Annotated in this window: 23 protein-coding genes; 10 read left to right on the forward strand and 13 right to left on the reverse strand. The window is 62.8% G+C overall.

Features of this window, described 5'->3' with window-relative positions:
* Positions 1 to 39: 39 nt before the first annotated feature.
* The gene (locus ACXYMS_RS16830; protein WP_458907977.1) at positions 40 to 1,536 is read right to left on the reverse strand and encodes an amino acid permease; all 1,497 of its coding nucleotides are present in this window, start codon (positions 1,534 to 1,536) and stop codon (positions 40 to 42) included.
* 128 nt (positions 1,537 to 1,664) lie between these two features.
* On the opposite strand from ACXYMS_RS16830, the gene ACXYMS_RS16835 reads away from it, so the two are divergent.
* Positions 1,665 to 2,495: a sugar phosphate isomerase/epimerase family protein gene (locus ACXYMS_RS16835; protein WP_458907978.1), complete on the forward strand. Its 831-nt coding sequence runs from the start codon at positions 1,665 to 1,667 to the stop codon at positions 2,493 to 2,495.
* Between the two features lie 69 nt (positions 2,496 to 2,564).
* Positions 2,565 to 4,313 (forward strand): diguanylate cyclase, encoded by a 1,749-nt coding sequence (locus tag ACXYMS_RS16840; protein WP_458907979.1) that lies wholly within the window; start codon positions 2,565 to 2,567, stop codon positions 4,311 to 4,313.
* On the opposite strand, the gene ACXYMS_RS16845 is transcribed toward ACXYMS_RS16840, so the two are convergent.
* The 6 genes from ACXYMS_RS16845 to ACXYMS_RS16870 form a co-directional block, all read right to left on the reverse strand.
* Positions 4,294 to 5,052, reverse strand: coding sequence for an iron ABC transporter ATP-binding protein (locus ACXYMS_RS16845; protein WP_458907980.1), 759 nt, complete (start codon positions 5,050 to 5,052; stop codon positions 4,294 to 4,296). The genes ACXYMS_RS16840 and ACXYMS_RS16845 overlap by 20 nt on opposite strands.
* Complete coding sequence (locus ACXYMS_RS16850; protein WP_458907981.1) at positions 5,049 to 6,029, reverse strand: iron chelate uptake ABC transporter family permease subunit; 981 nt, start codon at positions 6,027 to 6,029, stop codon at positions 5,049 to 5,051. Before ACXYMS_RS16850 ends, ACXYMS_RS16845 begins: the two co-directional genes overlap by 4 nt.
* Positions 6,022 to 6,984 carry an ABC transporter permease gene (locus ACXYMS_RS16855; RefSeq protein WP_458907982.1) on the reverse strand — a complete coding sequence of 321 codons (963 nt, stop codon included), beginning with the start codon at positions 6,982 to 6,984 and terminating at the stop codon, positions 6,022 to 6,024. Before ACXYMS_RS16855 ends, ACXYMS_RS16850 begins: the two co-directional genes overlap by 8 nt.
* A gap of 67 nt (positions 6,985 to 7,051) precedes the next feature.
* Complete coding sequence (locus tag ACXYMS_RS16860) at positions 7,052 to 7,954, reverse strand: siderophore ABC transporter substrate-binding protein (RefSeq protein WP_458907983.1); 903 nt, start codon at positions 7,952 to 7,954, stop codon at positions 7,052 to 7,054.
* Positions 7,955 to 8,078: 124 nt separating this feature from the next.
* The gene (locus tag ACXYMS_RS16865; RefSeq protein WP_458907984.1) at positions 8,079 to 8,990 is read right to left on the reverse strand and encodes a LysR family transcriptional regulator; all 912 of its coding nucleotides are present in this window, start codon (positions 8,988 to 8,990) and stop codon (positions 8,079 to 8,081) included.
* 26 nt (positions 8,991 to 9,016) lie between these two features.
* Positions 9,017 to 9,763, reverse strand: coding sequence for a sulfite exporter TauE/SafE family protein (locus ACXYMS_RS16870; protein WP_458907985.1), 747 nt, complete (start codon positions 9,761 to 9,763; stop codon positions 9,017 to 9,019).
* Positions 9,764 to 10,090: 327 nt separating this feature from the next.
* On the opposite strand from ACXYMS_RS16870, the gene ACXYMS_RS16875 reads away from it, so the two are divergent.
* The 3 genes from ACXYMS_RS16875 (at position 10,091) to ACXYMS_RS16885 (ending at position 15,189) form a co-directional block, all read left to right on the forward strand.
* Positions 10,091 to 11,857 (forward strand): ABC transporter ATP-binding protein, encoded by a 1,767-nt coding sequence (locus tag ACXYMS_RS16875; protein ID WP_458908023.1) that lies wholly within the window; start codon positions 10,091 to 10,093, stop codon positions 11,855 to 11,857.
* Entirely contained in the window at positions 11,854 to 13,752 is a 1,899-nt protein-coding gene (locus ACXYMS_RS16880) for an ABC transporter ATP-binding protein (protein WP_458907986.1), read from the forward strand. Before ACXYMS_RS16875 ends, ACXYMS_RS16880 begins: the two co-directional genes overlap by 4 nt.
* Before the next feature lie 129 nt (positions 13,753 to 13,881).
* Entirely contained in the window at positions 13,882 to 15,189 is a 1,308-nt protein-coding gene (locus ACXYMS_RS16885) for a hypothetical protein (RefSeq protein WP_458907987.1), read from the forward strand.
* Here the strand turns inward: ACXYMS_RS16885 and ACXYMS_RS16890 are convergent.
* The 5 genes from ACXYMS_RS16890 to ACXYMS_RS16910 all read right to left on the reverse strand — a co-directional run bounded on the left by ACXYMS_RS16890 (position 15,186) and on the right by ACXYMS_RS16910 (position 20,112).
* Positions 15,186 to 16,160: a DUF1624 domain-containing protein gene (locus ACXYMS_RS16890; protein WP_458907988.1), complete on the reverse strand. Its 975-nt coding sequence runs from the start codon at positions 16,158 to 16,160 to the stop codon at positions 15,186 to 15,188. The genes ACXYMS_RS16885 and ACXYMS_RS16890 overlap by 4 nt on opposite strands.
* A gap of 103 nt (positions 16,161 to 16,263) precedes the next feature.
* Positions 16,264 to 18,111 carry a DNA helicase RecQ gene (gene recQ, locus ACXYMS_RS16895; protein WP_458907989.1) on the reverse strand — a complete coding sequence of 616 codons (1,848 nt, stop codon included), beginning with the start codon at positions 18,109 to 18,111 and terminating at the stop codon, positions 16,264 to 16,266.
* A gap of 60 nt (positions 18,112 to 18,171) precedes the next feature.
* Entirely contained in the window at positions 18,172 to 19,035 is an 864-nt protein-coding gene (locus tag ACXYMS_RS16900) for an SDR family oxidoreductase (protein WP_458907990.1), read from the reverse strand.
* A 10-nt stretch (positions 19,036 to 19,045) separates the two neighbouring features.
* Entirely contained in the window at positions 19,046 to 19,360 is a 315-nt protein-coding gene (locus ACXYMS_RS16905; protein WP_458907991.1) for a plasmid stabilization protein, read from the reverse strand.
* A 185-nt stretch (positions 19,361 to 19,545) separates the two neighbouring features.
* Positions 19,546 to 20,112: a DNA-3-methyladenine glycosylase gene (locus tag ACXYMS_RS16910; RefSeq protein ID WP_458907992.1), complete on the reverse strand. Its 567-nt coding sequence runs from the start codon at positions 20,110 to 20,112 to the stop codon at positions 19,546 to 19,548.
* Positions 20,113 to 20,168: 56 nt separating this feature from the next.
* On the opposite strand from ACXYMS_RS16910, the gene blaOXA reads away from it, so the two are divergent.
* The 4 genes from blaOXA (at position 20,169) to ACXYMS_RS16930 (ending at position 22,848) form a co-directional block, all read left to right on the forward strand.
* Positions 20,169 to 20,984 (forward strand): class D beta-lactamase, encoded by an 816-nt coding sequence (gene blaOXA, locus ACXYMS_RS16915; protein WP_458907993.1) that lies wholly within the window; start codon positions 20,169 to 20,171, stop codon positions 20,982 to 20,984.
* Positions 20,985 to 21,082: 98 nt separating this feature from the next.
* Positions 21,083 to 22,006 (forward strand): VOC family protein, encoded by a 924-nt coding sequence (locus ACXYMS_RS16920; protein WP_458907994.1) that lies wholly within the window; start codon positions 21,083 to 21,085, stop codon positions 22,004 to 22,006.
* A 59-nt stretch (positions 22,007 to 22,065) separates the two neighbouring features.
* Complete coding sequence (locus tag ACXYMS_RS16925) at positions 22,066 to 22,611, forward strand: DUF924 family protein (RefSeq protein ID WP_458907995.1); 546 nt, start codon at positions 22,066 to 22,068, stop codon at positions 22,609 to 22,611.
* 57 nt (positions 22,612 to 22,668) lie between these two features.
* Entirely contained in the window at positions 22,669 to 22,848 is a 180-nt protein-coding gene (locus ACXYMS_RS16930) for a hypothetical protein (protein ID WP_458907996.1), read from the forward strand.
* Between the two features lie 23 nt (positions 22,849 to 22,871).
* Here the strand turns inward: ACXYMS_RS16930 and ACXYMS_RS16935 are convergent, their stop codons facing one another.
* Positions 22,872 to 24,677, reverse strand: coding sequence for an ABC transporter ATP-binding protein (locus ACXYMS_RS16935; RefSeq protein WP_458907997.1), 1,806 nt, complete (start codon positions 24,675 to 24,677; stop codon positions 22,872 to 22,874).
* 1,034 nt (positions 24,678 to 25,711) lie between these two features.
* On the opposite strand from ACXYMS_RS16935, the gene ACXYMS_RS16940 reads away from it, so the two are divergent.
* Positions 25,712 to 26,953: an aminopeptidase gene (locus ACXYMS_RS16940; RefSeq protein WP_458907998.1), complete on the forward strand. Its 1,242-nt coding sequence runs from the start codon at positions 25,712 to 25,714 to the stop codon at positions 26,951 to 26,953.
* Positions 26,954 to 26,977 lie beyond the last annotated feature (24 nt).

Below are 26,977 nucleotides of genomic sequence, written 5' to 3' on the forward strand. Positions count from 1 at the left end.
TAACCTCGCCACTTACAATAGTAAGTACAAGGCCAATTGTCAATTTTGTCGCCCCGCCTTTCCGTGCTCAAGCGCAAACTCCTCTTCCGGCGAGAGGATGAGGCGATGCCGCCCGAACATGGCGAAATAGGCGACGCAGACGCCAAACCACAGGCACACGCCAATGATGCCGGCGCGATAGGTCGGATCGCCTGCGACCTGGAACCAGAGCGTGATGGCGGCAATGATTATGGTGGCGACCGCGCCGGGCACGCCCAATGGGTTGCGGAAGGGGCGTTCGATATCGGGCAGGTTGCGGCGCAGGAGAATAAAGCTCACCGCCTGCATGATATAGCTCAACATGGCGCCGAACACCGCCATGTTGAGAAGGGTAAAGCCGATGATCGAGCCGCGACGCTCTTCGCCCGCCAGGAACCAGATCGCCGAGAGCACGCCCAGCCCCACAATAGCGCCGAACACCATCGCCAGGTGCGGCGTGCGGCGCCGGTCATGGGTGAGCGAGAGAAAGGTGGGGAAGTAGCCGGCCCGGCTTAATGAAAAGATCTGCCGACCCTGCGCGAATACCACGGTGTGAAACGAGGCAACCAGTCCCAGCACCGCCACCAGCGCCAGCACCTTGGCCAGGCCATCCCCATAGATGGCGCGGAACCCGTCCAGCAGCGGCTCACCCGAATTGCCCAGCGCAAAGGACCCCACCCCCACAACTGACGGATTGAGGGTGAGCACGGCCAGCGCGGACACGAACAGGGTGAGAAAGCCCAGCAGGATTCCGCGCGGCATGTCGCGCTTTGGGTCCATGCTCTCCTCGGCCGCCAGCGGCAATTGCTCGATGGCCAGGAACAGCCACACAGCGAACGGCATGGCCATGAAAACGCCCATGATGCCATTGGGCAGGAAGGGACCATTGCCCTCGGGCAGTTCCACCCCTCCGGGCCCGACATTGAGCGCGAAGCGGGCAAAGTCGATATTGGGCAGCGCCGAAACCCAGAACACCATGAGGCATGCCAAGGCCAGCAGCGTCACCAGCATGGTCACGCGGAAACTGAGCGCCACGCCCCACATGTTGAGGCCCACGAACACCACATAGCATCCCACCCACCAGGCCGGCTGCCACGCCTCTGGCGTCTCGAAAATGCCGGTCATGTAGGAGCCGATGAAAAAGGCGATGACCGCTGGCGCCAGCACATATTCGACATTTTCGGTGAGGCCGGTGAGAAAACCGCCCCATGGGCCCATGGCCGTGCGCGCAAAGGAATAGGCGCCCCCGGTATGGGGCAGGGCCGGGCTCATTTCGGCAATGGCGAAGGTCAGGCCCAGATACATCAGGCCCACCACCAGCGTCGCCAGCAGCATGCCGCCCCAGCCGCCTTGCAGGAGGCCACCGTTCCACCCGGAAAAATGTCCCGAAATGACGGCGCCGACCCCAAGCGCCCAAAGGTGCCAGGCAGTGGCATGGCGGACGAGGCCGCGCCGGTCGAAATAGGCCTGTCCCCGGCTGGCATAGGCCACGCCGGCCGGCTTGCTTGTTCCTGTCATTGCAACTGCCCCCGCGCTGACCCGATAGCGGCAGGTGGCGCAAGCGGCCTTGCCAAGTCAATGGCTTTCGTCTCGCTTGCGCCTCCCGGAACACCATGAAACTCTGCTGCGAAAAGAGGAGCCTTCCCATGACCGATCCCCATCAGCGCATCGCCGTATCCACCTGGTCCCTGCACCGGACGCTGGGCACAGTCTATCCGCACGATCTCACCACCGACGCAGTGGGCGAGGGGGACGACACGTTCGGCGAAGGCGAGGAATCCCTGCTCGGCCTGCCCTCGATATTGGCCAATCACGGCTATCACCGGCTGGAAATAGTCTCCTTCCACCTGCGCAGCCGCGACCCGGTCTATCTGGGCGAATTGCGCGACCAGCTCCAGGTCTCCGGCGTGCGCCTGCAGACCCTGCTGATCGACGCAGGAGACATGACCGACCCGGTCCATGGGCAGCGCGATACACGCTGGATCGCCGGCTGGATAGATGTGGCCAATGCTCTGGGGGCGGAAAATGCCCGCATCATCGCCGGCAAGCAGAAACCTTCGCCCGAGACCATCTCGCGCTCGGTGGTGGGCTTCAGGGAATTGCTGGCCCTCAATGCCGGCTCACCCCTGCGACTCGTCACAGAAAACTGGTTCGACCTGCTCTCGACCCCCGACGCCGTACATGAAGTGCTGGATCGGCTGGAGGGGCAGGTAGGCCTCCTGGCCGATTTCGGCAATTGGACCGGGGCGGACAAATATGAGGGCCTCAAATCCATCTTCCCGCGGGCCGAGTTGTGCCACGCCAAGGCGGGTTTTGACGGCGGCCGCATGGATGAGGGCGATTATGGCCTGTGCGTGGGTCTAGCCGAGGAGGCCGGCTATACTGGTCCCTATACGCTCATTTTCGATGCCGGGCAGCCAGCAGAATGGGCCGGGCTGGCTCAGGAGCGGGATTTTATCCTTTCTCGTCTAGAATAAAGTCCGGCGAGGCAAAAAAGTGATCGCCGCGCAGCCACTTGTTAAGGCTCGCAGGGCAAATATGACGAAATGGCAACGTCACGTGCAAGTTCTGAAGACGCCTTTGCCGCCGATGCTCTGCACTCGGCGCAGACCTTCATGCGCCTGCTCGATTCGGCGCCGCTGGGCATGCTGGTCACCACGCTCCAAGGCATTGTGGTTTATGCAAACCCCGCCTTCACCGACCTGCTTGGGCACCGGCCTGAGCCTGGACACGTGTTTCAGTTTGCCGATCTGGTCTCCGACGACACCAACCTAGCGACGCGCCTCCATTTTGAGCGGCTGCTGCGCGGCGAGGTGTCGGTCAGCCGCGGCGAACACCAGTTGCGTCACGCCGACGGCTACCCGATTTGGGCCATGGTCGGGGCTACCATCCTGCCTGCCGATGGCGATACGCCGCCGCTGATCCTGGTGCAGATGAACAGCATCGAGCTCCAGAAACGCGCTGAAGAAGCTCTGGCCGTGTCCGAAAGCCGCTGGAATTTTGCGCTTGAAAGTGCTCGCCAGGGCGTATGGGATCACGACATCCGCAGGGACACCATGTTCTATTCGCGCATGTGGCGCGTCATGCGCGGCATTCCGCCCCAAGAAGAGGTGGATGGCGACCAGGACAAGTGGCTCGAACGGGTCCATCCCGATGATCGTGCCCATGTCATCGCCAATGTCGACAAGCAGGACAAAGGTGACAGCGATTTCGACGCGCTCGAATATCGCGAGCGTAGACGCGACGGTAGCTATGTCTGGATCCTGAGCCGCGGCAAGCCGGTGGAGTGGGACGACAGGGGCAATCCCATTCGTACCATTGGCACTGATACCGATATCACCCGCATCAAGGTGATGGAGCAGGAACTGGCGGCCGAAAAGCAGAGGCTACGGGTGACCCTCGAAGCCATGGCCGATGGTATGATCTCGACCGATCTTGAAGGCCGGGTGGTCTTCATGAACCCGGCGGCGGAAAAGCTCACCGGGTGTCGCGCCGCCGATGCCGCGGGCAAGGCAGCCGCAGACGTGTTCCGCCTACGCAGCGAAAGCAGTGATGGCGACTTGCCCTGTCCCGTCCTCGCCTGCCTTGGCAGCGCCACTCAGGTCCGAACCGACGATGACAGCGTCCTTTGTGCCCTCGATGGCCCGCAACGCGATATCCGCTGCACGGCTTCGCCGGTGATCGGCGAAGGGGGCGTGCTGACCGGCGCCGTGCTGGTGTTCCAGGACGTGACCCAGAGCCGGGCGCTGCAACGCCAGCTGGCCCATTCCGCCGCCCATGATGATCTGACGGGCCTGCCCAATCGCGCCGCCTTCGAGCGGGCCTTGTCCGACACCATCGCCGGGGCACGCAACGGCCAGCGCGCCCATTGCCTGATCTACCTCGATCTCGACCGTTTCAAGCCCGTCAACGATACGGCCGGACACGCCGCGGGCGATGCGCTGCTTCGTCAGGTCGCCCAGACCATAAAGGGCGTGTGCCGCAGTCACGACATGGCGGCCCGCATTGGCGGCGACGAGTTCGCGGTGATCCTTGAGGATTGTCCGGTCGACAACGGCGTCCAGGTGGCTGAAAAAATCGTTCGCGCCATTGGAGCACTCGCCTTTTCCTGGGCTGGGCAGGAATATCGCGTCGGCGCCAGCGCTGGTGTCACGGCCATTGCCGGCCAGCCCGCCTCGCCGCTCGGCTTCATGGGCGAGGCCGACGCGGCCTGCTATGCCGCCAAGGCGCGTGGCCGCGGCTGCGTGGTGGCCTTTATGGATATGGGCGACACGGTCAGCCGTAATAGACGCTGATCAGCTGTCCGCCGATTTCGTGCACCTTGATGTCCATGTCGTAGATGCCGGCAAGCACCTCCGGGCGGATCATCTGCGCCACGGGCCCCTGCGCCGCCACCTTTCCGTCCTTCATGGCCACGATATGGTCCGAATACCAGGAGGCGAAATTGATGTCGTGCAGCACCAGCACTACGGTCTTGCCGAGGTCCGACGCGGCCCGCCGCATCAGCTTCATCATTCCCATGGCATGGCGCATGTCGAGATTGTTCAGCGGTTCGTCGAGCAGCACGTAATCGGTGTCCTGCGCCAGCACCATGGCGACAAAGGCCCGCTGCCGCTGCCCGCCCGAAAGCTCGTCGAGAAACCGGTCACTCAGCGCCCCGAGGTCGAGATAGGCGATGGCCTTGTCGATATGGGCCTTGTCCTCCACCGTCAGCCGGCCCTTCGAATGTGGGTAGCGGCCGAACCCGATCAGGTCGCGCACGCTGATGCGAGCCGAAATGTGATTATCCTGCCGGAGGATCGAAAGCCGCCGCGCCAGCACATCGCTGGGCGTCTTGCTGACATCCATGCCATCGACGGTGACACTGCCCGCGCTCATGTCGAGCAACCGGCTGACCATGGACAGCAGTGTCGACTTTCCCGCGCCATTGGGGCCGATGATCGATGTGACGCCGCGCGACGGAATGTCGAGTGTGACATTATCGACCACCAGATTGTCGCCATAGGCGCGCGATACGGCTTGCGTGCGGATCATGTGCGGCTTCCTCTGAGCAGCATGGCGATGAACACCACGCCACCGATAAATTCGATAATGATGGCCAGCGCCGTATCGTAGCCGAAGACCCGCTCCAGCACGACCTGCCCGCCGATCAGGGCGAAGATGGCGATCAGCACGGCGGCCGGCAGGATCAGCGCATGGCGATGGCTGCGGATGACCAGATAGGCGAGGTTCGCCACCAGAAGGCCGAAAAAGGTCACGGGCCCCACCAGTGCCGTCGACACCGACACGAGGATCGCGATGATGACCAGCACCTGCGAGACGATCCGGTTGTAATTGACGCCCAGATTGATGGCATTGCCCCGCCCCAGGATCATAACGTCCAGCGCCGGCAAGAGCCGCCAGACCCAGACCCCCACAACAAGGATCGCGACGGTCGAGACCAAGAGGAGGCTCTGGTCGATGCTGTTGAACCCGGCAAACAGCACGTCCTGCAGCACCGCATAGTCGTTGGGATTGATCAGCCTCTGCATCAATCCCGAGACGGAGCGGAACAGGACGCCAAAGACGATGCCTACCAGCACCAGCAGATAAAGATCGCTGGCCGCCCGGTTGAACAGCCAGCGAAACAGCAGCGTGGACAGCCCAACCATCAGCGCCGTTTCATAGGCGAACTGCAACTGTGCGGGCAGCATGGCGTAGCTGAGCCCGCCGAGGAAGAAGATCTGCACCGTGCGCACCAGCCCGAACAGGGCGTCATAGCCCATGATGGCGGGACTGAGGATACGATTGGCGGTTATGGTCTGGAACAGCACTGTGGCGACTGCAATGGCGCTCCCGACCATGACCATGCCCCACACCTTGGTGCCCCGAAATGGCAGCACGAAGCTCCAGCTGCCCTTGGCGCCAATAACCATGAAGGCGACAATGCTGAGCGCTGTCAGTGCCAGAAGGATTAACAGCACCTGGCGGGGCGACAGCAATGGGATGGCAGCGACGCGGGTCTCAGCCATGGGCGGGACGCTTCCTCAGGAGCAGGTAGAGGAACAGAACCGACCCGATCACCCCGAACACCGTGCCGATGGGAATTTCATAGGGAAAGCGGATCAACCGCCCGATAATGTCGCAGGTGAGCACGAAACCGGCCCCCATCAGCACGATCCAGGGGATGGCGCGGCGCGCATTGTCCCCCACCACCATGGCCACGAGATTGGGCACGATCAGCCCCAGGAACGGGATGGAGCCCACCGATACCACCACCACGGCGGTGACCATGGACACGATGGTCAGCCCCAGCGTCAGCACCCGGCGATAGTTGAGCCCGAGATTGGTGGTGAAATCCTGCCCCAGCCCGGCGACGGTAAAGCGGTCTGCCGCCAGCCAGGCAATGCCGACCAGGCCCGCGCTGACATAGAGCAGTTCATAACGCCCGCGCAGCACGCCGGAAAAATCGCCCATGGTCCAGGTGCCCAGGGTCTGCAGCAGATCGTAGCGATAGGCAAAGAACCCGGTGATCGAGGAGATGACGCCGCCCAGCATGATGCCCACCAGCGGCACCATCAGGGTCGAGCGCAGCGGAATGCGCCGGAGGATCTGCATGAACAGCGCCGTGCCCATGAGTGCGGTTACCGTCGCGGCCAGCATCTTGGCGATTAGCGGGCTGCCCGGCCAGAAAATGGTGATGATGAGGATGCCGAAGACCGCGCTCTCCACCGTGCCGGCCGTGCCCGGCTCGACGAAGCGATTGCGCGCCAGCATTTGCATGAGGAGGCCCGCCACTGCCAGGGCCGAGCCGGAAAGGATCAGCGCCAGGGTGCGCGGCACCCGGCTGATCAGCAGCACCTGCATGGGCCTGTCCTCGGGCGAGGAGGAGATAAGGCTCATCGGCGTCACATCGCTCACCCCGATGAAGAGGCTGACGATTGCGAGCAGCGCAATGGCGAGAACGCCGAGAAGCAACTTTGGCATGGGGCCGGAAATGCCTGAAAAGCAAAAAGCCCCCGCCCGGCGGGGCGAGGGCAATTGGCGGGGACGCTTACTGGCTCAGCGCCTCGGTGACCTGGTCGGCCATCAGGCCGAAGGAGACGAGACCACCATTGACGATATAGGCGCGAACCGGGTCGATATAGACGACTGCGCCGTTCTTCCAGGCAGTGGTTTCGGCCACCAGTTCATTGTCGAGAATGGCGGCAGCGGCGCCCTGGCCTGTGGCCGCATCGCGGTCGATCACGAGCAGCAGGTCGGGATTGGTTTCAAGGATGAACTCGAACGAGATCGCGTCGCCATGGGTGGCAGCCTCGACATCCTCGATCACCGGGGTGACGCCCAGCGTGTCATGGATGAAGCCGAAGCGCGAACCTGGACCATAGGCGGAAACTTCCGCGCCGCTGGTCAGGACGATCAGGCCCTTGCCGGCATCGGCTGCGGCAGCCTTGGTGGCTTCCACCTTGGCGTCGGTGTCGGCAATCAGCGTGTCGATTTCGGCACCCTTGTCGAAGATCTGGCCGACGATCTCGGCATTGGCCTTGATCGAGCCGTAGAAGTTCGTCCAGTCATTGGAGAGATCGACCGTCGGGGCGATCTTGGCCAGGTCCGGATAGGCAGTGGAGGAACGGCCGGCCACGATGATCAGGTCGGGCTCGAGCGCCGCGAGAGCCTCGTAGTCCGGCTCGAACAGCGAGCCCACCTTGGCGTAGTCGTCGCTCGCATATTTTTCCAGATGCGCCGGCAGGTTGGAGCCGGGCAGGCCGGCAATCTCGATGCCCAGAGCTTCCAGAGTTTCGATGGCGGCAAAGTCAAAGCTGACGACCTTGACGGGCACGCCCGGCAGAGTGGTTTCGCCCTGGGCATGGGTCACGGTGATTTCCTGGGCCAGGACCGGGCTGGCCAAGGCGACAAGGCCGGCGACGAGCACGGCGGCGGTGCGGCTGAAGGTCATCTGTTCTGCTTCCGATTTGAAAGTTGCAAAGCTTGTGCGCAAACATGACTGCGCTAGTCAGCTTCACTATCGGGATGGCCTTTAGCTGTCAAAAGAAAGATGATGTCTGTTATCAGGAAATTTGTCACGCCGCGGGCAGATAGGTCTCTGCGCAGAGGGCCACGAAACTCTTCATCGCCGCTGAGAGCGGGCTGGACTTGCGCCGCGCCACCAGCAATTGCCGCATGGCCCAGGGCTCGGACAGCGGGGCGCAGACAAGGTCCGTCCCGGCCAGCAGATGTAGGCTCGTGGACCGCAGGAAGCCGATGCCGAACCCGGCCTCCACCATGCGCACCAGCGCCGGGAAGCTTTCCACCCGCAGCGCTTCGTTGATCGGCTTGCCGGCCTTCTCCGCCGCTTCGCTCAGCAGCCGGTCCAGCGATCCCGAATGGTGGATGCCGACAATGGCGTGGGGAATGACGGTCGCGAAGGCAACCGACTTGCGCGGCTCGATGGTCCTGGCCAGGTCATGCTCGGGTGGCACCAGCACCCAGATCCGCTCATCTTCGAAGGGGCGGATATCGAAGCGGGAGAAATCGTAATTGTCCGAAACAATGGCGATATCGGCCTGGCCTTCGTCGAGCGCCAGGAGGGCCTTGGCGGCGCCCATCTCGGCAATGGCAATCTCGATGCCAGGATATTTTGCGGCAAACTTGGCCAAGAGTTCCGGCAGCCGTCCGGTCAGCGCCGAACTGGTGCAGGCGAGCCTCAGGCTCCCGCGCTGGCCCGAGCCGAAATCATCCATGATGGCATCAAGATCGGCGATTGACCGCAGCACCGTGCGGCAGCCCTCTGCATAGGCCTCGCCCGCGCTGGTCAGCTTGACCCCATGGGCCGAGCGGTCGAACAGCACCACGCCAAGTCGTCCCTCGAGATCGGAAACCCTTCGGCTGACGGCAGAGGAGGCGATGCCTTCCCGTTCTGCGGCGCGGCCGATGGAGCCGGTCTCGGCAAGCAGCAGGATAAGGCGTGCGGTAACGGTATCGAATGGTGCCATGTCGTCTCCCAAGGGCACCATAACCATCAACTGCCAAGGAGCAAGGACAAGCCACGCGCCAGATAGAATAATCCAATGGCGGTAACGACCCAGCGGGTCCACTTGCGGAATCCGTCATCGCTCATGCGCTGCAGGATATGATAGCCCAGATTGGTGCCAGCCACGGCAAAGGGCGCAGCAACCAGCACCAGCAACCATTCATTGCTACCGATGGCTGTTGCCAGCCCGCCATAGAATACGACCTTGGACGCATGTGAGATCACCTGCGTCGCTGCCTTCGTGGCGATGACCCGACGCCGGTCCATGGCAGTGCGGATGAAGAAGATGTCGACCGTGGGGCCGGAAGCGCCAACGGCCAGATTCAACCCGCCACCGAGCAAGCCGCAGACAAAGGCATGATGCGGCTTGCTGGCGTCAAGCGCCAGCCAATCCTTGGGTATCCACACGAGGATCGGCATGAGCCCGATGCCGATGCAGACACTGGCCAGGTCCGGTGTGTAGCGCACGATATAAAGCACCAGCGCCGCTGCCACGAGGCCAAGGCAGATCACGCCGAGCACCGGCCAGTCGATATGCTCGCGGGAAAACCAGGCGCGCGACCCATTGGCGACGATCTGGATGGCGCCCTGCACGGCAATGGCACTGGCCACTGGCAGCATGGCGAGCAGGATCGCCAGCAGCACCAGGCCTCCAGCCATGCCGAACACACCTGAAAGTGTCGAGGTGAGGAATACGGAAACAGCGACGAGCGCAGCGGTCAGCAGCGGAAACATGGTCTTTCACTCCTGCTGAACTGATGACCTCCCACCGCCCATTCGGCCATCGCCCTTTGGGCATGGGGTCATGCGAATGTCACCATTTCAATGTAACGTTGCGTTTTTTGCGCAATTTGCATCTTGAATGGAAGGCGCAATGCGACTTTTATAGGCAGGCAAGTTTTTGATTTGCCCGATTGCCGGTCGACGGACCTCCCGCCTCTCCCTTTCGGGTCCCACTTTAACTGACGTCTGGATACTCCCTTGATCACCCTCAAGGCTGGCCGCGAGCGTTCGCGCGGCGATGCTCGGGACCATGTTGCAGCAGCCCATGCCGGTAAGGGCATGGGGCCGCTCAAGCGCATAACCCTGTTTTCCCTCCGCCATCCGTTTCAGGCGACCCTCGCCATCAGCGCGACCATTGTGGCTTCGGTGCTGCAATTGACCATACCGCGGCTGCTCGGCCAGGCCATCGACCAGGCCCATAATGTGCTGGCACTGGCCGGAGAAGGCGCGCAGGAAGCGCTGATCTGGACCGCACTCACTCTGCTCGGCGTCTCGGTGGCGCGCGGCCTCTTCACCCTGGTGCAGAACTACTTCGCGGAAAGCGTCGGCCACCATGTCGGCTATGAATTGCGGCTGGCCTTTTACGACAAGGTGCAGCGCCTCTCCTATTCCTACCACGACCGGGTCCATTCGGGCGATCTGATCACCTTCGGCCTGCTCGACCTCGATGGGCTGCGCATGTTCTTTTCCACTGGCCTCGTCCGCACCGTGCTCTTGGCCGTCCTGATCGGGGTCGGCGCCTTCATGCTGCTCACCACCGATGTGCTGCTGGGCCTGCTGGCGCTGAGCTTCGTGCCCTTCGTGGCCTGGCGCTCATCGGTGGCCCAACTGACCCTGCGCAACACCTGGCTGATCCTGCAGCAGAAGCTCTCCATCCTCACAAGGGTGATGGAGGAAAACCTGGGCGGCATTCGCGTGGTCCGCGCCTTTTCGGGCCAGAAGTTCGAACTGTCCAAGTTCGACACCGCGTCGACGGACGCGCTGGAACTGGCCCATCAACGCGTGCGCGTTCGGGTCAAGAACACCTCGATGATGACCTTTTCCTTCTTCGCCGCCATGGGTCTGGTGCTCTGGGTGGGCGGCAACAAGGTCATCGCGGGGGAGATGAGCGTCGGTACTCTGGCGAGTTTCCTTACCTTCATGACCATATTGCAGATGCCGGTTCGCCAGCTTGGGCTGATGGTCAACTCCTATGCCCGCGCCTCCACCTGCGGCGACCGCTTCTATGAGTTCATCGATGCCCCGGTCGAGATCGAGGATCGCTCTGGCGCAACCCCGCTGGCCATCACCAAGGGCGTGCTGCGCTTCGAGGACGTTCATTTTACCTATCCAGGAGCCTCGGTGCCGACGCTCAACGGCATCAGCTTCGAGGCCTATGCCGGCCAGACCATCGGGATTGTCGGCGCCCCGGGCAGCGGCAAGTCCACTCTCGCCCACCTCATTCCGCGCTTCTACGACGTCACCTCCGGCCGCGTGACGCTGGACGGCCAGGACGTGCGCGACGTGACGCTGCAGACGCTCCGCCGCGCCGTGGCCGTGGTGCAGCAGGACACGTTCCTCTTCACCACCACAATCGAGAACAACATCGCTTATGGCGACCCCTGGGCCAAGGAACGCAAGATCGCGACGGCCGCCGAAAGCGCGCAATTGCACAATTACATCATGGGCTTGCCCCATGCCTATGACACTGTCGTGGGCGAGCGCGGCGTCTCGCTTTCGGGCGGCCAGCGTCAGCGCCTCTCCATCGCCCGCTCGCTGGTGCTCAAGCCCGCTGTCATGGTTTTTGACGATAGCACCGCCGCCATCGACGCCGGCACCGAGCACCGCATCCGCTCCGCCATCCGCCGCTTTGCCAGCGATCGGGTGACAATGATCATCGCCCATCGTCTGTCTTCGCTCATGCATGCCGACCTCATCCTTTTCCTCGAAGACGGCCGCATCGTCGAGCGCGGCAGCCATGCGGACCTGCTGGCCCAGAACGGCAAATACCGGGCCCTCTATGATCTTCAGACCCGACCCATCGACGATCTGGAGGCCGCCCAATGAGCGTGGTTGACGACGACGAACGCGACATCGCCGCCTTTCCGGGCCAGCGCCCGCCGCGCGCCTCCGTGGGCAGCCATCGCATCGAGGAAGAGGTCTTCGGCAAGGCTTATGACCCCAAGACCGTGCGGCGCATCTGGGCCTATGTGAAACCCTATAGGCTCAAGATCTACATCTCGGTGGTCGCGGTGCTGGTCTTTACCGCCACGCAGCTGGCTATCCCCTTGATCATCGGCAATGCCATCGACAATGCCCTTGTGCCCGGCGGTGATCCGGCCAATCTGCGCTGGGCAGTCCTTGCCTTCGCCATTGCCGTATTGTTCAATTTCGGGGCCTCCTGGGTGCAGGAAACCCAGGTGGGGCAGGTGGCCGAGCATGTGCTGTTCGACATGCGCCGCGCCATGTTCGCCCAGCTCCAGCGCGTCTCGCTGAGCTATATGGACAAGACCGAGGTCGGGCGGCTGATGAGCCGCCTACAGGGCGACGTCAATTCCATGCAGGAATTTCTCGAAACCTCGGTCATCTCGGTGGGCGACATGGTGCTGCTCTTCGGCATCGTGGGCGTGCTCCTGAGTCTCGATCCCTGGCTGGGTCTGCTGACGCTGATCACCATGCCGGTGCTGTTCATCATCCGCATTTTCTGGCTGCCCCCGGCCAAGCGCGCCTTCTGGGCCGCCCATGAAACCAATTCGCTGACCGCAGGGGCCATGGCTGAGGGCATCAATGGCGTGCGCACCGTGCAGAACCTCGATCGCCAGAAGGTCAATTTCGACCTTTATGACGACAAGGCCTATCACAACCTGCGCACCCAGCTGACCGGCTCTAAATTTGCTCAGGTCATGGTGCCCATCGTCGATTCGCTGACCGGCATTTCCATGGCCACGGTCGTCGTGGTCGGCGGCGCCATGGTGCTCAATGGCAATCTACAGGTCGGCGTCATCGTTGCCTTCCTTTTCTACATCCAACGCTTCTTCGACCCCATCCGCTCGCTCACCATGCAATATTCGATCATGCAGCGCGCCATGACCTCGGGCCGCCGCATCACCGAAGTGCTCGATCTGCCGGCCGTCATCAGTGACAAGCCCGACGCCGTGACGCTCGACCGCGACATGCAGGGTTCGGTCGAATTCCGCGACGTGGTCTTCGGCTATGATCCTAAGCGGCCGGTGCTGCGCAATGTCTCCTTCAAGGTCAATCCCGGCGAAACGGTCGCCGTCATCGGCCCCACCGGCTCGGGCAAGACCAGCGCCATGGCGCTCGTCCACCGCTTCTACGAAGTCCAGTCCGGCGCCGTCATCGTCGGCGGCCATGATGTGCGCGATGTCACCCAGGAGAGCCTTGGCGAACAGGTCGCCATGGTGCTCCAGGAACCCTTCCTGTTTACCGGCACAATTTTCGAGAACATCCGCTACAACAAGGTCTCGGCCACCCGCGAGGACGTCATCGCCGCCGCCAAGGCCGTAGGCGCCCATGATTTCATAGCCCGCTTCGCCAACGGCTATGACACCATGCTGGAACAGCGCGGCTCCAACCTCTCGCTCGGCCAGCGGCAATTGCTCAGCTTCGCCCGCGCCCTGGTGGCCGATGCGAAAATCCTGGTCCTCGACGAGGCCACCGCCAATATCGATAGCTATACCGAGCGGCAGATCCAGAAGGCGCTGGAGATCCTCCTGGCAGGCCGCACCGGCATGGTCATCGCCCATCGCCTCGCCACCATTCGCGGCGCCGACCGGATCATCGTGCTTCAGAACGGCGAGAAGATCGAAGAGGGCAATCACGACCATCTCATGGAACTGGGCGGGCTATATTCCAAGCTCTACAACATGAATTATTCCAGCTTCGATGACATCCCCGACAACCTGGTGGCAGAGGCCAACGCCAAGGCCGCCAGCACCTGAAGGCAGCAAGCCCGTTCTACGCCTCCCCTTCTTCAGGGTAGGCCGGGTGGCGTGATCGTCCAATCAAGAATCCCCCATCTCTCCTTCAGCCAACCATGCTATGAACAGCGCAGAAGCGGGAGTTCCCACATGCGCCTTGCCTTGGTCTGCCTCGCCTTTCTGTGCACCACACCGAGCCTTGCCAGCGTTCTGACCTTTGTGGGCAAGCTGGGCAGCCGTGACATCGTCGTGGAACTGACCGAACCGGGCGCCGGGGCCGTGGCCGGCCGCTATACCTTCATGGATGCCGGCGGCGATATTCCACTGGTGCCGGTATCCCACGATGGCAAGCTTTGGGTGCTGCATGAGGAAGCCGAATGCGGCGAGGCCGACTGCGTGCTCGACGACACCGGCAAGGTCCTCGACGCCCCCATCGCCGCAGTATGGGAACTGAGCTACGATCGCGTCACCTATCTCGCCACCGGCACCCGTACTGTCGCGGGCGGCAAGACCAAGACCCAGCCGCTCGAGCTCATGGTCATGGCCTGGCGCGAACTGGATGATAGCGAGGAGGCCACAGCCTTTGGCCTCCATGATCGATCGGCCCAGTTTTCCTATATGCACGATCGGCCACTCGACTGGAGCAGCGCGCCCTATGAAATGAGCCTCCTCGACGTGCCGCTCGAAGAAGGTCCGGTCGAGACGCTGGGCGATGCCAGCTACCGCATGGAGGTCGATCCGCGCACCAAATTCGCCTTTCCCCGCGCCGTCTCCCTGGCCGATGGCAGCCCGGTGGACAAGGCCAATGCCATTCTCGCCGACCGGCATTTCCGCATGAACCTGGCGGCGCTGGATTGCCTCGCCTTCCGCTTTGCCAGCTATGGCGTCAGCAGCGAGTGGGGCATCAAGGGCGGCTTTCTGGGCGATTATGACAGTGAGCAGGTGACCCTGAGCTACCTGTCCCCGCGCCTGGTTAGCTGGACGCAATCGGGCAGCCTCTGGTGCACGGGCGCCCACCCCTACAACCACCATGACAGCTACACCTACGACCTGGCGACCGGACAGGAACTCGACCTGCGCACGCTGATCGTCGACTGGGTGCCGCGCGAATGGAGCGCCGCGCCGGACGATATTGCCGATACCGACCTCGCATTCGAAAATCCCGATGCCTATCATTGGGGGCCCGGGCCGGATCTGGTCCCCTATGTGCGGAAAAACCTGCCATCCGATATCTTCATGGACGACGCCGAGTTCGACGAGGCCTGCTATGGCGACCAGGCCATTGCCGACCACCTCGGCATCCGCTTCGTCCCCGGCCCGTCCGCCGTGTTCACCGTGTCTGGCTATCCCCATGTCATGTCGGCCTGCACCACCGATCTGTTCACCGTGCCGCTGGCCGAACTGGGCCCCTTCCTGACCCCTCAAGCAAAGGACTATTTTCCGGACCTTTCCGACTAGTCCGCTTCCAGCTCCGGATAGATCAGCATTGAGCATTGCCTGTTATTGGCATCGAGCTTGGCCTGGTCTTCCGCCGAGACCAGCCCCGAAAATACCGGCTCCCACAGGTCATCGCGTTTCACTCCTTCCAGCCCGCACTGGCAATAGACGGCGCAGAGCGCCGCCGTGGTGCCGCCGTTCTCGCAACTCATCTGGCAGGAGTTGAGGAAATCCATATCGCGGCTCGCCTCCTGCGTGCCCATCGCCATGGAGAGTGGCATGATGATCGCCAGGAGCAGCGGCTGGTGCACCAGATAGATGACAAGGCTCCACCGCCCCATCCAACCCAGCGCCCGCGCCACCACATTGCCTGGCTGGATAGCGGCAATCCGGGTCTCAAGTGCCGTTCCGCGCAGCAGCCGCATCGCCACCACGCCCAACAGCACAACGCCCAGCCAGGGAAACACCGGCACCAGATCATTGGTCGGCGGCGGCACCACCCAGAAACCGATCCAGGAGAAAATCTTCGCGTTGTAGAGCGCATCGGCATAGGCAAAGTGCAGCCCGATCACCACCACGGAAACCACACCCGTCAACCAGATCGGCGTGAAGAGGAACGGCAGTGCCAGCAGGCTCGTCAGCGCAATGGCATGCAGCACGCCGAAATAGACAAAGCCATCGGGGAAGGTGAACCAGGTCGAGACCGTAATGATCGCTGCACCAAGGACGACGAACAGCCAGCGCTTCCAGAACGGGCGCCAGCGCACCCCGTCCCCATGCCCCAGCACAAGCCCGACTCCCACCAGAAACATGAAGGCGAAAAGGATGGTCCGGGCAAAGGCCACCCAACCGGGATCGAATCCGACATCAACAGGAATGAAACGGTAAAAGGAGAGGTCCCATGAAAAATGGTAGATCACCATCGCCATGATGGCGACGCCGCGGGTCATGTCGATGAGGGGGAGCCGGGGACGTTTTAAGGCGTCACTCAATGCAATGCCCTCTCACACGAATCGCTGTGAAATCCGACCTCTCGCCTAAAAGGGAGAGGTCGGCTAAAGGCCAGATGAGGGGGCCTTGGCACCGGACACCAGCTCACCCCTCAAATCCCCGTACCACCGCCAGAAACTCTTCCCCATACCGGTCCAGCTTCCCCTGTCCGACACCGGGCAGGTTGAGCATGTCGTGCGGGTGTCTCGGCTGGGCCAGCGCCATGGCCTTGAGCGTATTGTCGTGAAAGATCACATAGGGCGGCACGCCCTGCGCCTTGGCCAGGCGCGTCCGCTCGGCCCGCAGCGCCTCGAACAGCGGCCGTGCATGTTCGGGAACATCAACCGAGCGCGCCAGCGCGCGCCGCACCTCGACCGATTTCTTCGGCCGGTCCTTGCGCAGGGTCACATTGCGCTCGCCCTTGAACACGTCATGCGCGCCCGCGCTTAGCGTCAGCGCCCCGTGATTGGCATGGTCGACCACGATCAGCCCCATCGCCGTCAATTGCCGGACCACCGATTGCCACGCCTTGGCATCGAGTTCCTTGCCTTGCCCGAACACCTTCTGGTGCTGGTGGCCGAAGCGAGTGACCTTTTCGGTCTCCTTGCCCACCAGCACGTCCACGATATGGGCTGCGCCAAAGCGCATGCCGGTGCGATAGATGGCGGCCAGCGCCTTGATGGCGGCCTCGGTGCCGTCCCAGCTTTCCACCGGCGAGCGGCAGGTGTCGCAATTGCCGCAGGCCTGCGGATAGGTCTCGCCGAAATGCGCCAGGATCGCCTGGCGCCGGCACGACGCCGTCTCACAGACGCCGAGCAGCGCGTTGAGCTTGCCATGTTCGAGCCGCTTGACCTCATCGGGCGCATTGCCCTCCTCGATCATGCGGCGGCGCTGCACCACATCGGCCATGCCATAGCTCATCCAGGCATCTGCGGGCTGACCATCGCGACCGGCGCGGCCGGTTTCCTGGTAATAGGCCTCGATCGAGGCCGGCAGGTCCATATGCGCCACATAGCGCACATCGGGCTTGTCGATGCCCATGCCGAACGCCACGGTGGCGACCAGGCAAAGGCCCTCCTCCTTGAGAAAGGCGTCCTGATTGGCCGAGCGGATCTGCGCGCTCATCCCGGCATGATAGGGCAGGGCGCGAATGCCCTTGCCATTGAGCCAGTCGGCCACGTCCTCGACCTTGGCACGGCTGAGGCAATAAACGATGCCGCTATTGCCCTTGTGCCCGGCGAGGAACTCCAGCAATTGTTCGCGCGGCTTGTCCCGCTCGACAATGGAATAGGAAATATTGGGCCGGTCAAAGCTGGTGGTGAACACCTCGGCCTGTTCCAGCCCCAGCCGCTCGACAATGTCTTCGCGCGTCGTCGGGTCGGCTGTGGCCGTGAGCGCGATGCGCGGCACGCCGGGAAATAATTCCACCAGATGGATCAGTTCGCGATATTCGGGACGGAAATCATGGCCCCACTGGCTCACGCAATGCGCCTCGTCGATGGCAAAGAGCGCGATCTGCGTATCGGCCAACATACTGGCGAAGCCCGGCGTCGCCACGCGCTCGGGCGCCACATACAAGAGGTCCAGTTCACCCTGCCGCAGTTTGCGCCGCACCTCGCTCGACTCTTCGGGCGTCAGCGACGAATTGAGCGCCGCTGCGGCCACCCCGGCCTGCTTCAGTGCCTCCACCTGGTCCCGCATCAGGGCAATCAGGGGCGAGACGACAATGCCGACGCCCGGCCGGCAGATGGCCGGGATCTGGTAGCACATCGACTTGCCGGCGCCGGTGGGGAACAGCACCACCGCGTCGCCGCCCTCGGCGACATGCTCGATGACATCGGCCTGCTGCCCGCGAAAGTCGCGATGGCCGAAAATGTCGCGCAACACCGCGAGCGGACTGGGCCGCTCATGGCGATGGGGCGAGAACAGGTCGATAGACTCAATGGCTTCCACCCGCTCTTTGAATCACGGGGCGGATGGGGAGGCAACCGGCCAGAGGCTGGATTTGAGTGCCTACCCCCCGATGATCTCGCCGCCATTGGGATGCAGCACCTGGCCGGTCATGTAAGAGCTTTCGTCGCAGGCAAGGAACAGGTGACTTGTCGCCACCTCATTGGGCTGGCCCGGGCGCCCCAACGGCTCATCGGTGCCGAACTTGGCGACCTTGTCGGCCGGGAAGCTGGCGGGGATCAACGGGGTCCAGATCGGACCGGGAGCCACACCGTTCACGCGAATGCCTTTTTCGGCAAGGCTTCCGGACAGCGACCGGGTAAACGCCACGATCGCCCCCTTTGTCGACGCGTAATCCATCAGGCTAGGTGAGCCGCGATAGGCGGTGATCGAGGTCGTATTGACGATCGAGGCACCCTTGCGAAGATAGGGTAAGGCCGCCTGCGTCATGAACATATAACCAAAGAAATTGGTCTCGAAGGTGCGCCGCAGCTGCGCTTCCGAGATATCCTCAAGCTCGGTCTGCATATGCTGTTCGGCCGCATTATTGACCAGCACATCAAGCTTGCCGAAATTTTCGATGACCTGTCCGACGACCGTTTCGCAAAACCCCTTGTCGCCTACATCGCCACGCAACAGCAGGGCTTCCTTGCCTTCGGCCTTGACCGCATCGGCTGTGATCGTCGCGTCTTCGGTTTCTTCCAGATAAACCAGCGCCACCTGCGCGCCCTCGCGGGCAAACAGCACGGCGCAGGCCCGCCCGATGCCGCTATCGCCGCCGGTGATGATGGCGACCTTGTCCCTTAACCGCCCATTGCCAAGGAACTTGGGCATGTATTCGGGCTTGGGATGCATCTCGGTCTCCCGCCCCGGCTGGTGATCCTGCGTCTGGGGCGGATTGGTGTTCTGCGTGGAGTCGTCGGACATCAGCCAATTCCTAATGATGTGCGCGGTCTTCGTTCTTCTTGCGGGTTTCTGCGGCCTTCTTGGCGGACGCGGAGCGCTCCGCGGCTGGCCGGCTAGCGGAGGCCTCGCCTCCCTTCTTGCCGCCCTTGTGGGCAGCCGGATGATCGGTGTGGGTGCCACGGCCCGAGCCTGCTTTGTTGCCACCGCCATCATCCTTGTTAACAGTCGACCAGGCGCGGCGCTCGGCCTCTTCGTGGCCTACGCCCTTCTCCTCGTAGCCCTTTTCGATATGCTCGGCCTTGCGCTTCTGCTTGTCGGTATAGGCGCTCTTGTCACCCTGGGGCATAATGCGTCTCCTCGGCGGGATGGGTAGGCGCGGCGCGGGTGGGATAAGGGTTTGGGCCTCATTGAAAGGCTGATGCGGGAAACCGGAAAAACCGCACCACTCACCCTATGCCACCACGTCCGGTTGACGCGCGCCGGCCTGGTTTGGGGAACGGCCAAATCGCCTTCGGGTTGCGAAAGGTCCGATCACAAATCCGGCTGCAACCGCGGCAAGGGCTTGCTGAGATAGGACGAGCCCGCCTTGGCGAAACGCCATGGCGTCTCCACGCCCTTGGTGATGCCGATGCGCGGCCCGGTGACTATCTCATGGTCCGGTTCGGCGGCATGCAGCGCAAAGGGCGCTACATCGAGCGGCAATCCGTTCTTCCCAAGATCGATTTCGAGCGCCTGCGCCAGCTTGCCCGGCCCCGAGCACAACTGCTTCCGGCTCAATCTCCCGCGCCGTTCCATCATCCGGTCCAGCCCCTGCGTCGGCTCCAGCGCCCGGATCAGCACCGCGCTGCCCCGCCGGCAGACGAAATTGAGGCAATAATGGATGCCATAAATCTTGTAGACATAGGCATGGCCGGGCGGCCCGAACATCACCCGGTTGCGCGGCGTCGGCCCGCGAAAACTGTGCGAGGCCGGATCGCTCTCGTCATAGGCCTCCACCTCGACGATGACCCCGCCGACCCCGTCAACCAGCAGCGTCACCCCGATAAGCTCGCGGGCAACCTCAAGAACCGGGCGGTCGAAGAACATCTGGTCGAGCATGCCCCCATTTGGCCTGAATCGCGGGTGATGGAAAGACCGACAGGGGAGGGGTATCCATGCCGCCAAAGTTGACCGCGCTCGCATTCGGCTTGTTCTTGCTGCTGGTTGGCGCTCTTCCGGCCCAGGCCAGCACCATCTGCACCCTGGTCGCCGATGCCAAAAGCCGCACGGTGCTCCTGTCCGAAGGCGATTGCGAAAGCCGCGTCACGCCGGCCTCGACATTCAAGCTGCCGCTGGCCGTCATTGCCTTTGATGCGGGCATTGTTCTATCGCAGACAGAACCCCGACTGCCCTACAAGCAAGGCTATGCCGATTGGATAAGCGCCTGGCGACAGGACACCGACCCAACCATGTGGATCCACAATTCCAATGTCTGGTATTCGCAGCGCATTACCGAGCAATTGGGCATGGAGCAACTCGTCGCCTATGCCAGAAGCTTTCACTATGGGAACGCCGATTTCTCCGGCGATCCGGGCCGAAACAACGGCCTTGAGCGATCCTGGATATCCTCATCCTTGCAGGTTTCGCCACTCGAACAGGCCGCGTTTCTGGCCTCACTCCTCCAGCGGCAATTGCCGGTCTCGCACCATGCCATGGAAGGTGCGCTCAGCCTCTTGGAAAGCCCGAAACTGGCCGATGGCTGGCATATCTGGGGCAAGACCGGCTCCGCCTATCCCCGCCGCGCCGATTATAGTTTCGATTATGCGCGCGGCTGGGGCTGGTACATCGGCTGGGCCGAAAAGGCGGGCCGTCAACTGGTCTTCGTACGCCTGAACCAGGACGAGCAGCGCCACGACGTCACTGGCGGCCTGCGGGCGCGCGAAGAGATTTTGACGGAATGGCGCGACATCGTCGCCCGCACCGGATCGTGAATTAGCGCCGCATTGGCGAACAATGCCTTCGCTATGGTCCCCTTTGTGGAAACGTCTCAGCGCGTTATCTCTGGGGCCACAGAGTTCAGGAGGTCGCCATGATCGACACATCCGTCCAGACCAATGTCCGCTCCAAACCCATCCTGCCGCTCAGTACAAAGCTCGGTCCGGTCCATATCGCCGTCACAGAGCGGGGCAAGGCCCTCGCCATCTGGCAGGACGTCGTCGGGCTCGACCTGATCGAGGAAAACGGCAATACCCTGGTCATGGGCGCGGGTGGCAAGCCGCTGGTGGTGCTCGAAACCGGCGCCACCGGACCGGTCGTGCCGCGCAGCATCGGCCTCTATCACGTTGCCATCCATGTTCCGAGGCGCGTCGACTTGGCGCAGATGGCCGTCCGCGCTCTGCAGCGCAATGTGCGTATCTCGCCCACCGATCATCTGGTCTCCGAGGCCATCTATCTCTGGGATATCGATGGCAATGGCATCGAGATCACCTTCGAGACTCCCTGGCGCGGCACTTTGGGCGATCCCGACAAGGGCCAGACCTACGCCGTTACCACTGAAGGCAAGTCCCATTCCGGCCGCGAGCCCATTGACCTCGACGGCCTGCTAGACGAACTCGGGCCCAGCCCGGTCCCGGCCGACCGCATGCCCCCGGGCACGCGTATCGGTCATGTCCATCTGCACGTGAACGATCTGCAGATGTCGATGGAGTTCTACCGCGATGTAATCGGCTTTGCCGGGTTCCTCCTGATCCAGTCATTCGGCATGGGCGATGTGGGGCTCGACTACATGCCCCATAGTCTCGCCTTCAACACCTGGTCCGGCCCCAATGCGGCCCTGCCGCCGGCAGGCACGTCGGGCCTGCGCTGGTTCACCATTGCCCTTCCCGATGCGGAGAGCCTGGCCGCCCTCAAGGCGCGCCTCGAAAAAGCCGGCGCCCCGCTCGACATCACCGGCAGCGATCTGGAAACCCGCGATCCCTCCGGCAATCGCATCCGGCTCGAACTGCAAAGCTGAACTGGACAGCGCCCACGGCCGCGATGATGATGGCTTCGGTATTGGCAGCGGAGGATTCGATGCAGGGACCACGGGACGTCATCAATTTCTGGTTTGTCGAGCACGGCCAGGATGACTGGTTCGGCGGCAAGGCCGAGTTCGATGCGAAGCTGGCCACCCGTTTTGCCGACTTGCACCAGCAGGTCAGCCGCGGCGAAGCCTGGCACTGGCGCGAGACGGCCGATGGCCGGCTTGCCGAGGTGATCATGCTCGATCAGTTTTCCCGCCAGTTGCATCGCGCTTCGCCTCGGGCCTTCGCCCAGGACGGCATGGCGCTGGTGTTGGCCCAGGAAGCCATTTTCGAGGGGGCTGACAAGGAAGTCCGGCCCGAGCGCACCATGTTCTTCTACATGCCCTTCATGCATGCCGAGTCGCTGGTGGTGCAGGACGAAGGCGTCCGCCTGTTCGAGTCCATGGGCAATGCCGACCAATTGAAATACATGGTCGATCACCGCGATACCATCGCCCGTTTCGGCCGCTTTCCCTTCCGCAACAAGGCGCTGGGCCGCCAGAGCACGCCGGAGGAAATCGCCTATATGGAGGAAAAGGGCGACCGCGTCTTCTGATCGCGGGCCGCAACCCTTCGCCGCCCGCCCCGTTGGTTTCCACAAAGGAGAAATCCCATGGAAACCACTACCGGACCTGCCCTCTGGCTCATTCTGCTGACCATCGGCGTCATCTGTCTGGGCGCCGCAGCGATCTACGGCATGATGCGCAATCGCAGGCGCACCCTGTCCGAGCGTGTCACCACCGAGGTCGAGACCAAGCATCACTACCAGCAGCAAAATCGCGACGATTCGTGAGGGGCCCCGCAGGCCCCCCCTTGCTAAGCCACCAGCCCCTTGGTCAGCTCCAGCGCCTGCCGCTCGAACAGCCGGCGATAGATGCCGCCATTGAGCCGGATCAGCTCGGCATGATCGCCTTCCTCGACAATCTTGCCCTTGTCGAACACCAGCAGCCGGTCGAGCGCCTGCACTGTTGAGAGACGATGGGCAATCACCAGCGTGGTGCGGCCCTGCATCAGCCGTTCCATGGCCTGCTGGATCATCACTTCGCTTTCGCTGTCGAGACTCGATGTTGCTTCGTCGAGAATGAGAATGGGCGCATCGGCGAGAAACGCCCTTGCAATGGCGACCCGCTGCCGCTCGCCACCCGACAGCTTTACCCCGCGCTCGCCCACCATGGTCTCATAACCCTTGGGCAGGGACAGGATGAAGTCATGCGCATTGGCCTGTTCAGCCGCCCGCTCGATTTCGGCGCGTGTCGCACCGGGTCGCGCATAGGCGATGTTGTCGGCCAGCGTACGGTGGAACAGGATCGGCTCCTGCTGCACGATGGCGATCTGGTTGCGCAGCGACGCCTGCTGGTGTTCGGCAATGTTCTGCCCGTCAATGGTGATGGCGCCGTCATTGACGTCATAGAGGCGCTGGATCAGCTTGACGAAAGTGGTCTTGCCCGAGCCCGAATGACCCACCAGCCCGACCCGCTCCCCTGGCTTTATCTCCACCGAGAAGTCCTTGTAGAGCGCCGTAGCATGCGCGCCATACTGGAAGGTGACATTGTCAAAGCGGATGCGGCCTTCGCCGATGGCGATAGCTTTGGCGCCCGGCTTATCCTCGATCCCCAGCTTCTGATCGTAAAGACTGACCAGTTCCTCCATGTCGTTTACCGAGCGCTGCAGGTTGCGGATGTGCTGGCCCACATCGCGCAGATACCCCTGCAGCACGAAGAACATGGTGAGCACGAAGGTGATGTCGCCCGGGCTGGCCGCACCCTGCTGCCAGAGCAACAGCGCCGTGCCCAGGATAGCGGCCTGCATCAGCGCCATCATGATCCCCTGCGCGCCGCCATTGAGCGTACCGCGCTGCCACACCCGGCGCGTGCGCTTGCGCCACTTGCCCACCACGCGATCCAGCAGGGTTTCCTCACGCTTCTCCGCGCCAAAGGCTTTCACCACCGAATTGCAGCTGACCGCATCGGCCAGTGCGCCGCCCATGCGGGTGTCCCAGGCATTGGCGAGCGCCCCGGCGGGAGCGACAAAGCTCACCGACAGCCAGGCCGTGATGCCGACATAGATCAGGGAACCAAGCCCGACCACCAGGCCCATCACCGGCCAGGCGATGCCCAGGATGATCGTGGCGCCCACCAGCATGACCAGCGAGGGTAGGAGCGCGATCAGCAGCACGTCGTTGAGCAGGTCCATGGCGCCCGAACCGCGGGTGATCTTGCGCACTGTCGAGCCGGCAAAGCTGTTGGCATGCCAGTCGGTCGAGAAGCGCTGGACGCGCTCGAAGGCATCGGCGATCACCTCGTTCATCATCTTGAGCGTGAAGCTGATCAGATTGAAGAACACGAACTGGCGCAGGATCACGGCCGAGACATAGAGCCCGGTCATGGTGAGGAAGGCCGTCATGGCGGCAACCCAGAGATCGCCGTCCTGCCCGGACCCGCCCGCGACCGCGTCGACCATTCGGCCGGCAAAGATCGGGCTGAACGCTTCGGCCAGGGTTGCCGCGAGCACCAAAAGCGCGATCAGGCTCGCGCGGATGGGCTGGCGAGCCCAATGGCGGAAAGTGAAACCGAGCACATTACGGAAGGCGTCGGCGGGAAACAGGCGCTTCTTGCGACTCATTTGGTGTGTCCGGTGCCGTTCTCCGGCCACCGGTTCCTATCAAACAGACAATGAAAGACGCAGATGGGGCCTGGCGGCAAAGCTGCCCTGGAGGCGGCGCAACTGCGAGTGGTACGGAAAGAACCGCGAGCGATCAGGCCAAAACGGCGGACCGCGGGGAGCAAAGGCCTAAGGTCGGCACTTGCCCGCTGGGGGAGAATACATAAATGCTGTCATGCAACGCCTCCCCTGTGCTTGAAAAATGAAGCGGCGAACGGTTTGTAGCCAAACCGTTCGCCCTTGCCAATGGCGGAAATGTGATCAGCCCGGTCTGTGATGCAGGACGGCAACAGGCTTCCAACCCTCCCGACGGGGCAAATCTCCCCGGCGGAGAAATTTGAGGTGAGGAGGCCATGAGAGCTACGCTCGAATGGCGGGGCAGGCGCTAGGCCCGAAGGGCCGTAGCAGAGCTGGTGGGGGTGCGCCACTCACTGGAAGTCAGTGAAGGGTCGGGAGCCGCTATTGGGTCCATTTTTGCCTCCCCACCCAACGTCACCCTCGGGTCAGGCCCGAGGGTGACGGCCGGTGGGTGTGGGCACTGCTCAGCAGGCCCTGCAAAAAAGTAATCCCCGCCTCCAAATCCTGCCCCATACTCCCATCCATCACTCCCGCGCGGACGGACTGCAGCGAACTTTGCGGGGGGAGCCGGGCGGAACTGGGTCGCTCCAGTTGCGCGTCTAGGAAGCGGTCACCCTGCGACGAGCGTTCAATGGGGTCCGGAGTCCTCTACGAAAAACCGGTGTCCCGAGGCGGCGACGTCTCTATTCACTTAGTTTTACTGAGACGCACGCGCCTCGGGACACGTCCACACCAGAGAGAACCGGAGGCGGTCACGCCATCCGGCGCACCCTCACGACCTCAATCCAGCGGGCGTGCCCCCGGCGCAGCTTGATCAGGGTCTAGAGATTTTGCGATTATTCCCAGGGTAGCGCCCCGCCGGAGACGGCGATAGGCTCCGCCCAACCGATTCAAGAGCAAGAAGGCTTTGCGCCCCCATGAGCAATTCCCCCATCGATCCGGTCAAGCTCGACAAGCTCGGCGAAGTGGCCATCAAGGTCGGCTTGCAGCTGGCCGAGGGCCAGGACCTGATCATCACCGCCCCGATGACCGCCGCGCCGCTGGTGCGCCGCATCACCGAGCATGCCTACAAGGCCGGCGCGGGTCTGGTCACCACCATCTATTCGGACGAGGAAGCGACGCTGTCCCGCTTCCGCCACGCCAATGATGCCAGCTTCGATCGTGCCGCGAACTGGCTCTATGCCGGCATGGCCGAAGCCTACAGGAACAACGCGGCGCGTCTCGCCATCTCGGGCGATAACCCGATGATGCTGGCCAACGAAGACCCCGACAAGGTCTCTCGCGCCAACCGCGCCAATTCGGCCGCCTATCGCCCGGCACTGGAACTGATCACCGGCTTCGACATCAACTGGAACATTGTGTCCTACCCGACCGTGAACTGGGCCAAGCTGGTCTTCCCCAATGACCCCGAGGACGTGGCCGTTGGCAAGCTGGCGGATGCCATCTTCAAGGCCAGCCGCGTCGACCAGCCCGATCCGATTGCCGCCTGGAAGGCGCACAATGCCAATCTCCAGGCCCGCTGGACCTGGCTCAACGGCAAGAAATTCGCCTCGCTCAAATATACCGGTCCGGGCACCGATCTATCCGTCGGCCTCGCCGATGGCCATCGCTGGAAGGGCGGCGCTTCGGAGGCCAAGAACGGGGTCACCTGCAACCCCAATATCCCGACCGAGGAAGTCTTCACCACCCCCCATCGCCTGCGCGTCGAGGGCACCGTTTCGGCCACCAAGCCCCTCTCGCACAATGGCACGCTGATCGAGAACATCCAGGCCCGCTTCGAGGGCGGCCGCATGGTCGAGCTCAAGGCGACCAAGGGCGAGAACGTGTTCAACAAGGTACTCGACACCGACGAGGGCGCACGGCGCCTGGGCGAAGTGGCGCTGGTGCCCCATTCCTCGCCGATCTCGGCCTCGGGCATCCTGTTCTACAACACGCTCTATGACGAGAATGCCTCCTGCCACATCGCCATGGGCCAGTGCTATGCCGACTGTTTCGATGGCGGCAAGACCCTCACCCCAGACCAGATCTTCGCCCAGGGCGGCAACAAGTCGTTGATCCATATCGACTGGATGATCGGCTCTGACCAGGTCGACATCGACGGCGTCCACGCCGACGGCTCCAGCGAGCCCGTCATGCGCAAGGGCGAATGGGCGTTTTGATCCTGACGTCGGGTCACCTCCCCC

This window comes from Devosia sp. CAU 1758 (assembly GCF_054482695.1).

Excerpts from the sequence above, each read along its gene's own strand:
- ACXYMS_RS16835 (WP_458907978.1), top strand. The coding sequence starts at position 1,665 with ATGACCGATCCCCATCAGCGCATCGCCGTATCCACCTGGTCCCTGCAC.
- ACXYMS_RS16845 (WP_458907980.1), bottom strand. The coding sequence starts at position 5,052 with ATGATCCGCACGCAAGCCGTATCGCGCGCCTATGGCGACAATCTGGTG.
- ACXYMS_RS16925 (WP_458907995.1), top strand. The coding sequence starts at position 22,066 with ATGCAGGGACCACGGGACGTCATCAATTTCTGGTTTGTCGAGCACGGC.
- ACXYMS_RS16830 (WP_458907977.1), bottom strand. The coding sequence starts at position 1,536 with ATGACAGGAACAAGCAAGCCGGCCGGCGTGGCCTATGCCAGCCGGGGA.
- ACXYMS_RS16850 (WP_458907981.1), bottom strand. The coding sequence starts at position 6,029 with ATGGCTGAGACCCGCGTCGCTGCCATCCCATTGCTGTCGCCCCGCCAG.
- ACXYMS_RS16930 (WP_458907996.1), top strand. The coding sequence starts at position 22,669 with ATGGAAACCACTACCGGACCTGCCCTCTGGCTCATTCTGCTGACCATC.
- ACXYMS_RS16840 (WP_458907979.1), top strand. The coding sequence starts at position 2,565 with ATGGCAACGTCACGTGCAAGTTCTGAAGACGCCTTTGCCGCCGATGCT.
- ACXYMS_RS16865 (WP_458907984.1), bottom strand. The coding sequence starts at position 8,990 with ATGGCACCATTCGATACCGTTACCGCACGCCTTATCCTGCTGCTTGCC.
- ACXYMS_RS16880 (WP_458907986.1), top strand. The coding sequence starts at position 11,854 with ATGAGCGTGGTTGACGACGACGAACGCGACATCGCCGCCTTTCCGGGC.
- blaOXA (WP_458907993.1), top strand. The coding sequence starts at position 20,169 with ATGCCGCCAAAGTTGACCGCGCTCGCATTCGGCTTGTTCTTGCTGCTG.
- ACXYMS_RS16920 (WP_458907994.1), top strand. The coding sequence starts at position 21,083 with ATGATCGACACATCCGTCCAGACCAATGTCCGCTCCAAACCCATCCTG.
- ACXYMS_RS16855 (WP_458907982.1), bottom strand. The coding sequence starts at position 6,984 with ATGCCAAAGTTGCTTCTCGGCGTTCTCGCCATTGCGCTGCTCGCAATC.
- ACXYMS_RS16870 (WP_458907985.1), bottom strand. The coding sequence starts at position 9,763 with ATGTTTCCGCTGCTGACCGCTGCGCTCGTCGCTGTTTCCGTATTCCTC.
- ACXYMS_RS16905 (WP_458907991.1), bottom strand. The coding sequence starts at position 19,360 with ATGCCCCAGGGTGACAAGAGCGCCTATACCGACAAGCAGAAGCGCAAG.
- ACXYMS_RS16860 (WP_458907983.1), bottom strand. The coding sequence starts at position 7,954 with ATGACCTTCAGCCGCACCGCCGCCGTGCTCGTCGCCGGCCTTGTCGCC.
- ACXYMS_RS16940 (WP_458907998.1), top strand. The coding sequence starts at position 25,712 with ATGAGCAATTCCCCCATCGATCCGGTCAAGCTCGACAAGCTCGGCGAA.
- ACXYMS_RS16910 (WP_458907992.1), bottom strand. The coding sequence starts at position 20,112 with ATGCTCGACCAGATGTTCTTCGACCGCCCGGTTCTTGAGGTTGCCCGC.
- ACXYMS_RS16875 (WP_458908023.1), top strand. The coding sequence starts at position 10,091 with ATGGGGCCGCTCAAGCGCATAACCCTGTTTTCCCTCCGCCATCCGTTT.
- ACXYMS_RS16935 (WP_458907997.1), bottom strand. The coding sequence starts at position 24,677 with ATGAGTCGCAAGAAGCGCCTGTTTCCCGCCGACGCCTTCCGTAATGTG.
- ACXYMS_RS16885 (WP_458907987.1), top strand. The coding sequence starts at position 13,882 with ATGCGCCTTGCCTTGGTCTGCCTCGCCTTTCTGTGCACCACACCGAGC.
- ACXYMS_RS16900 (WP_458907990.1), bottom strand. The coding sequence starts at position 19,035 with ATGTCCGACGACTCCACGCAGAACACCAATCCGCCCCAGACGCAGGAT.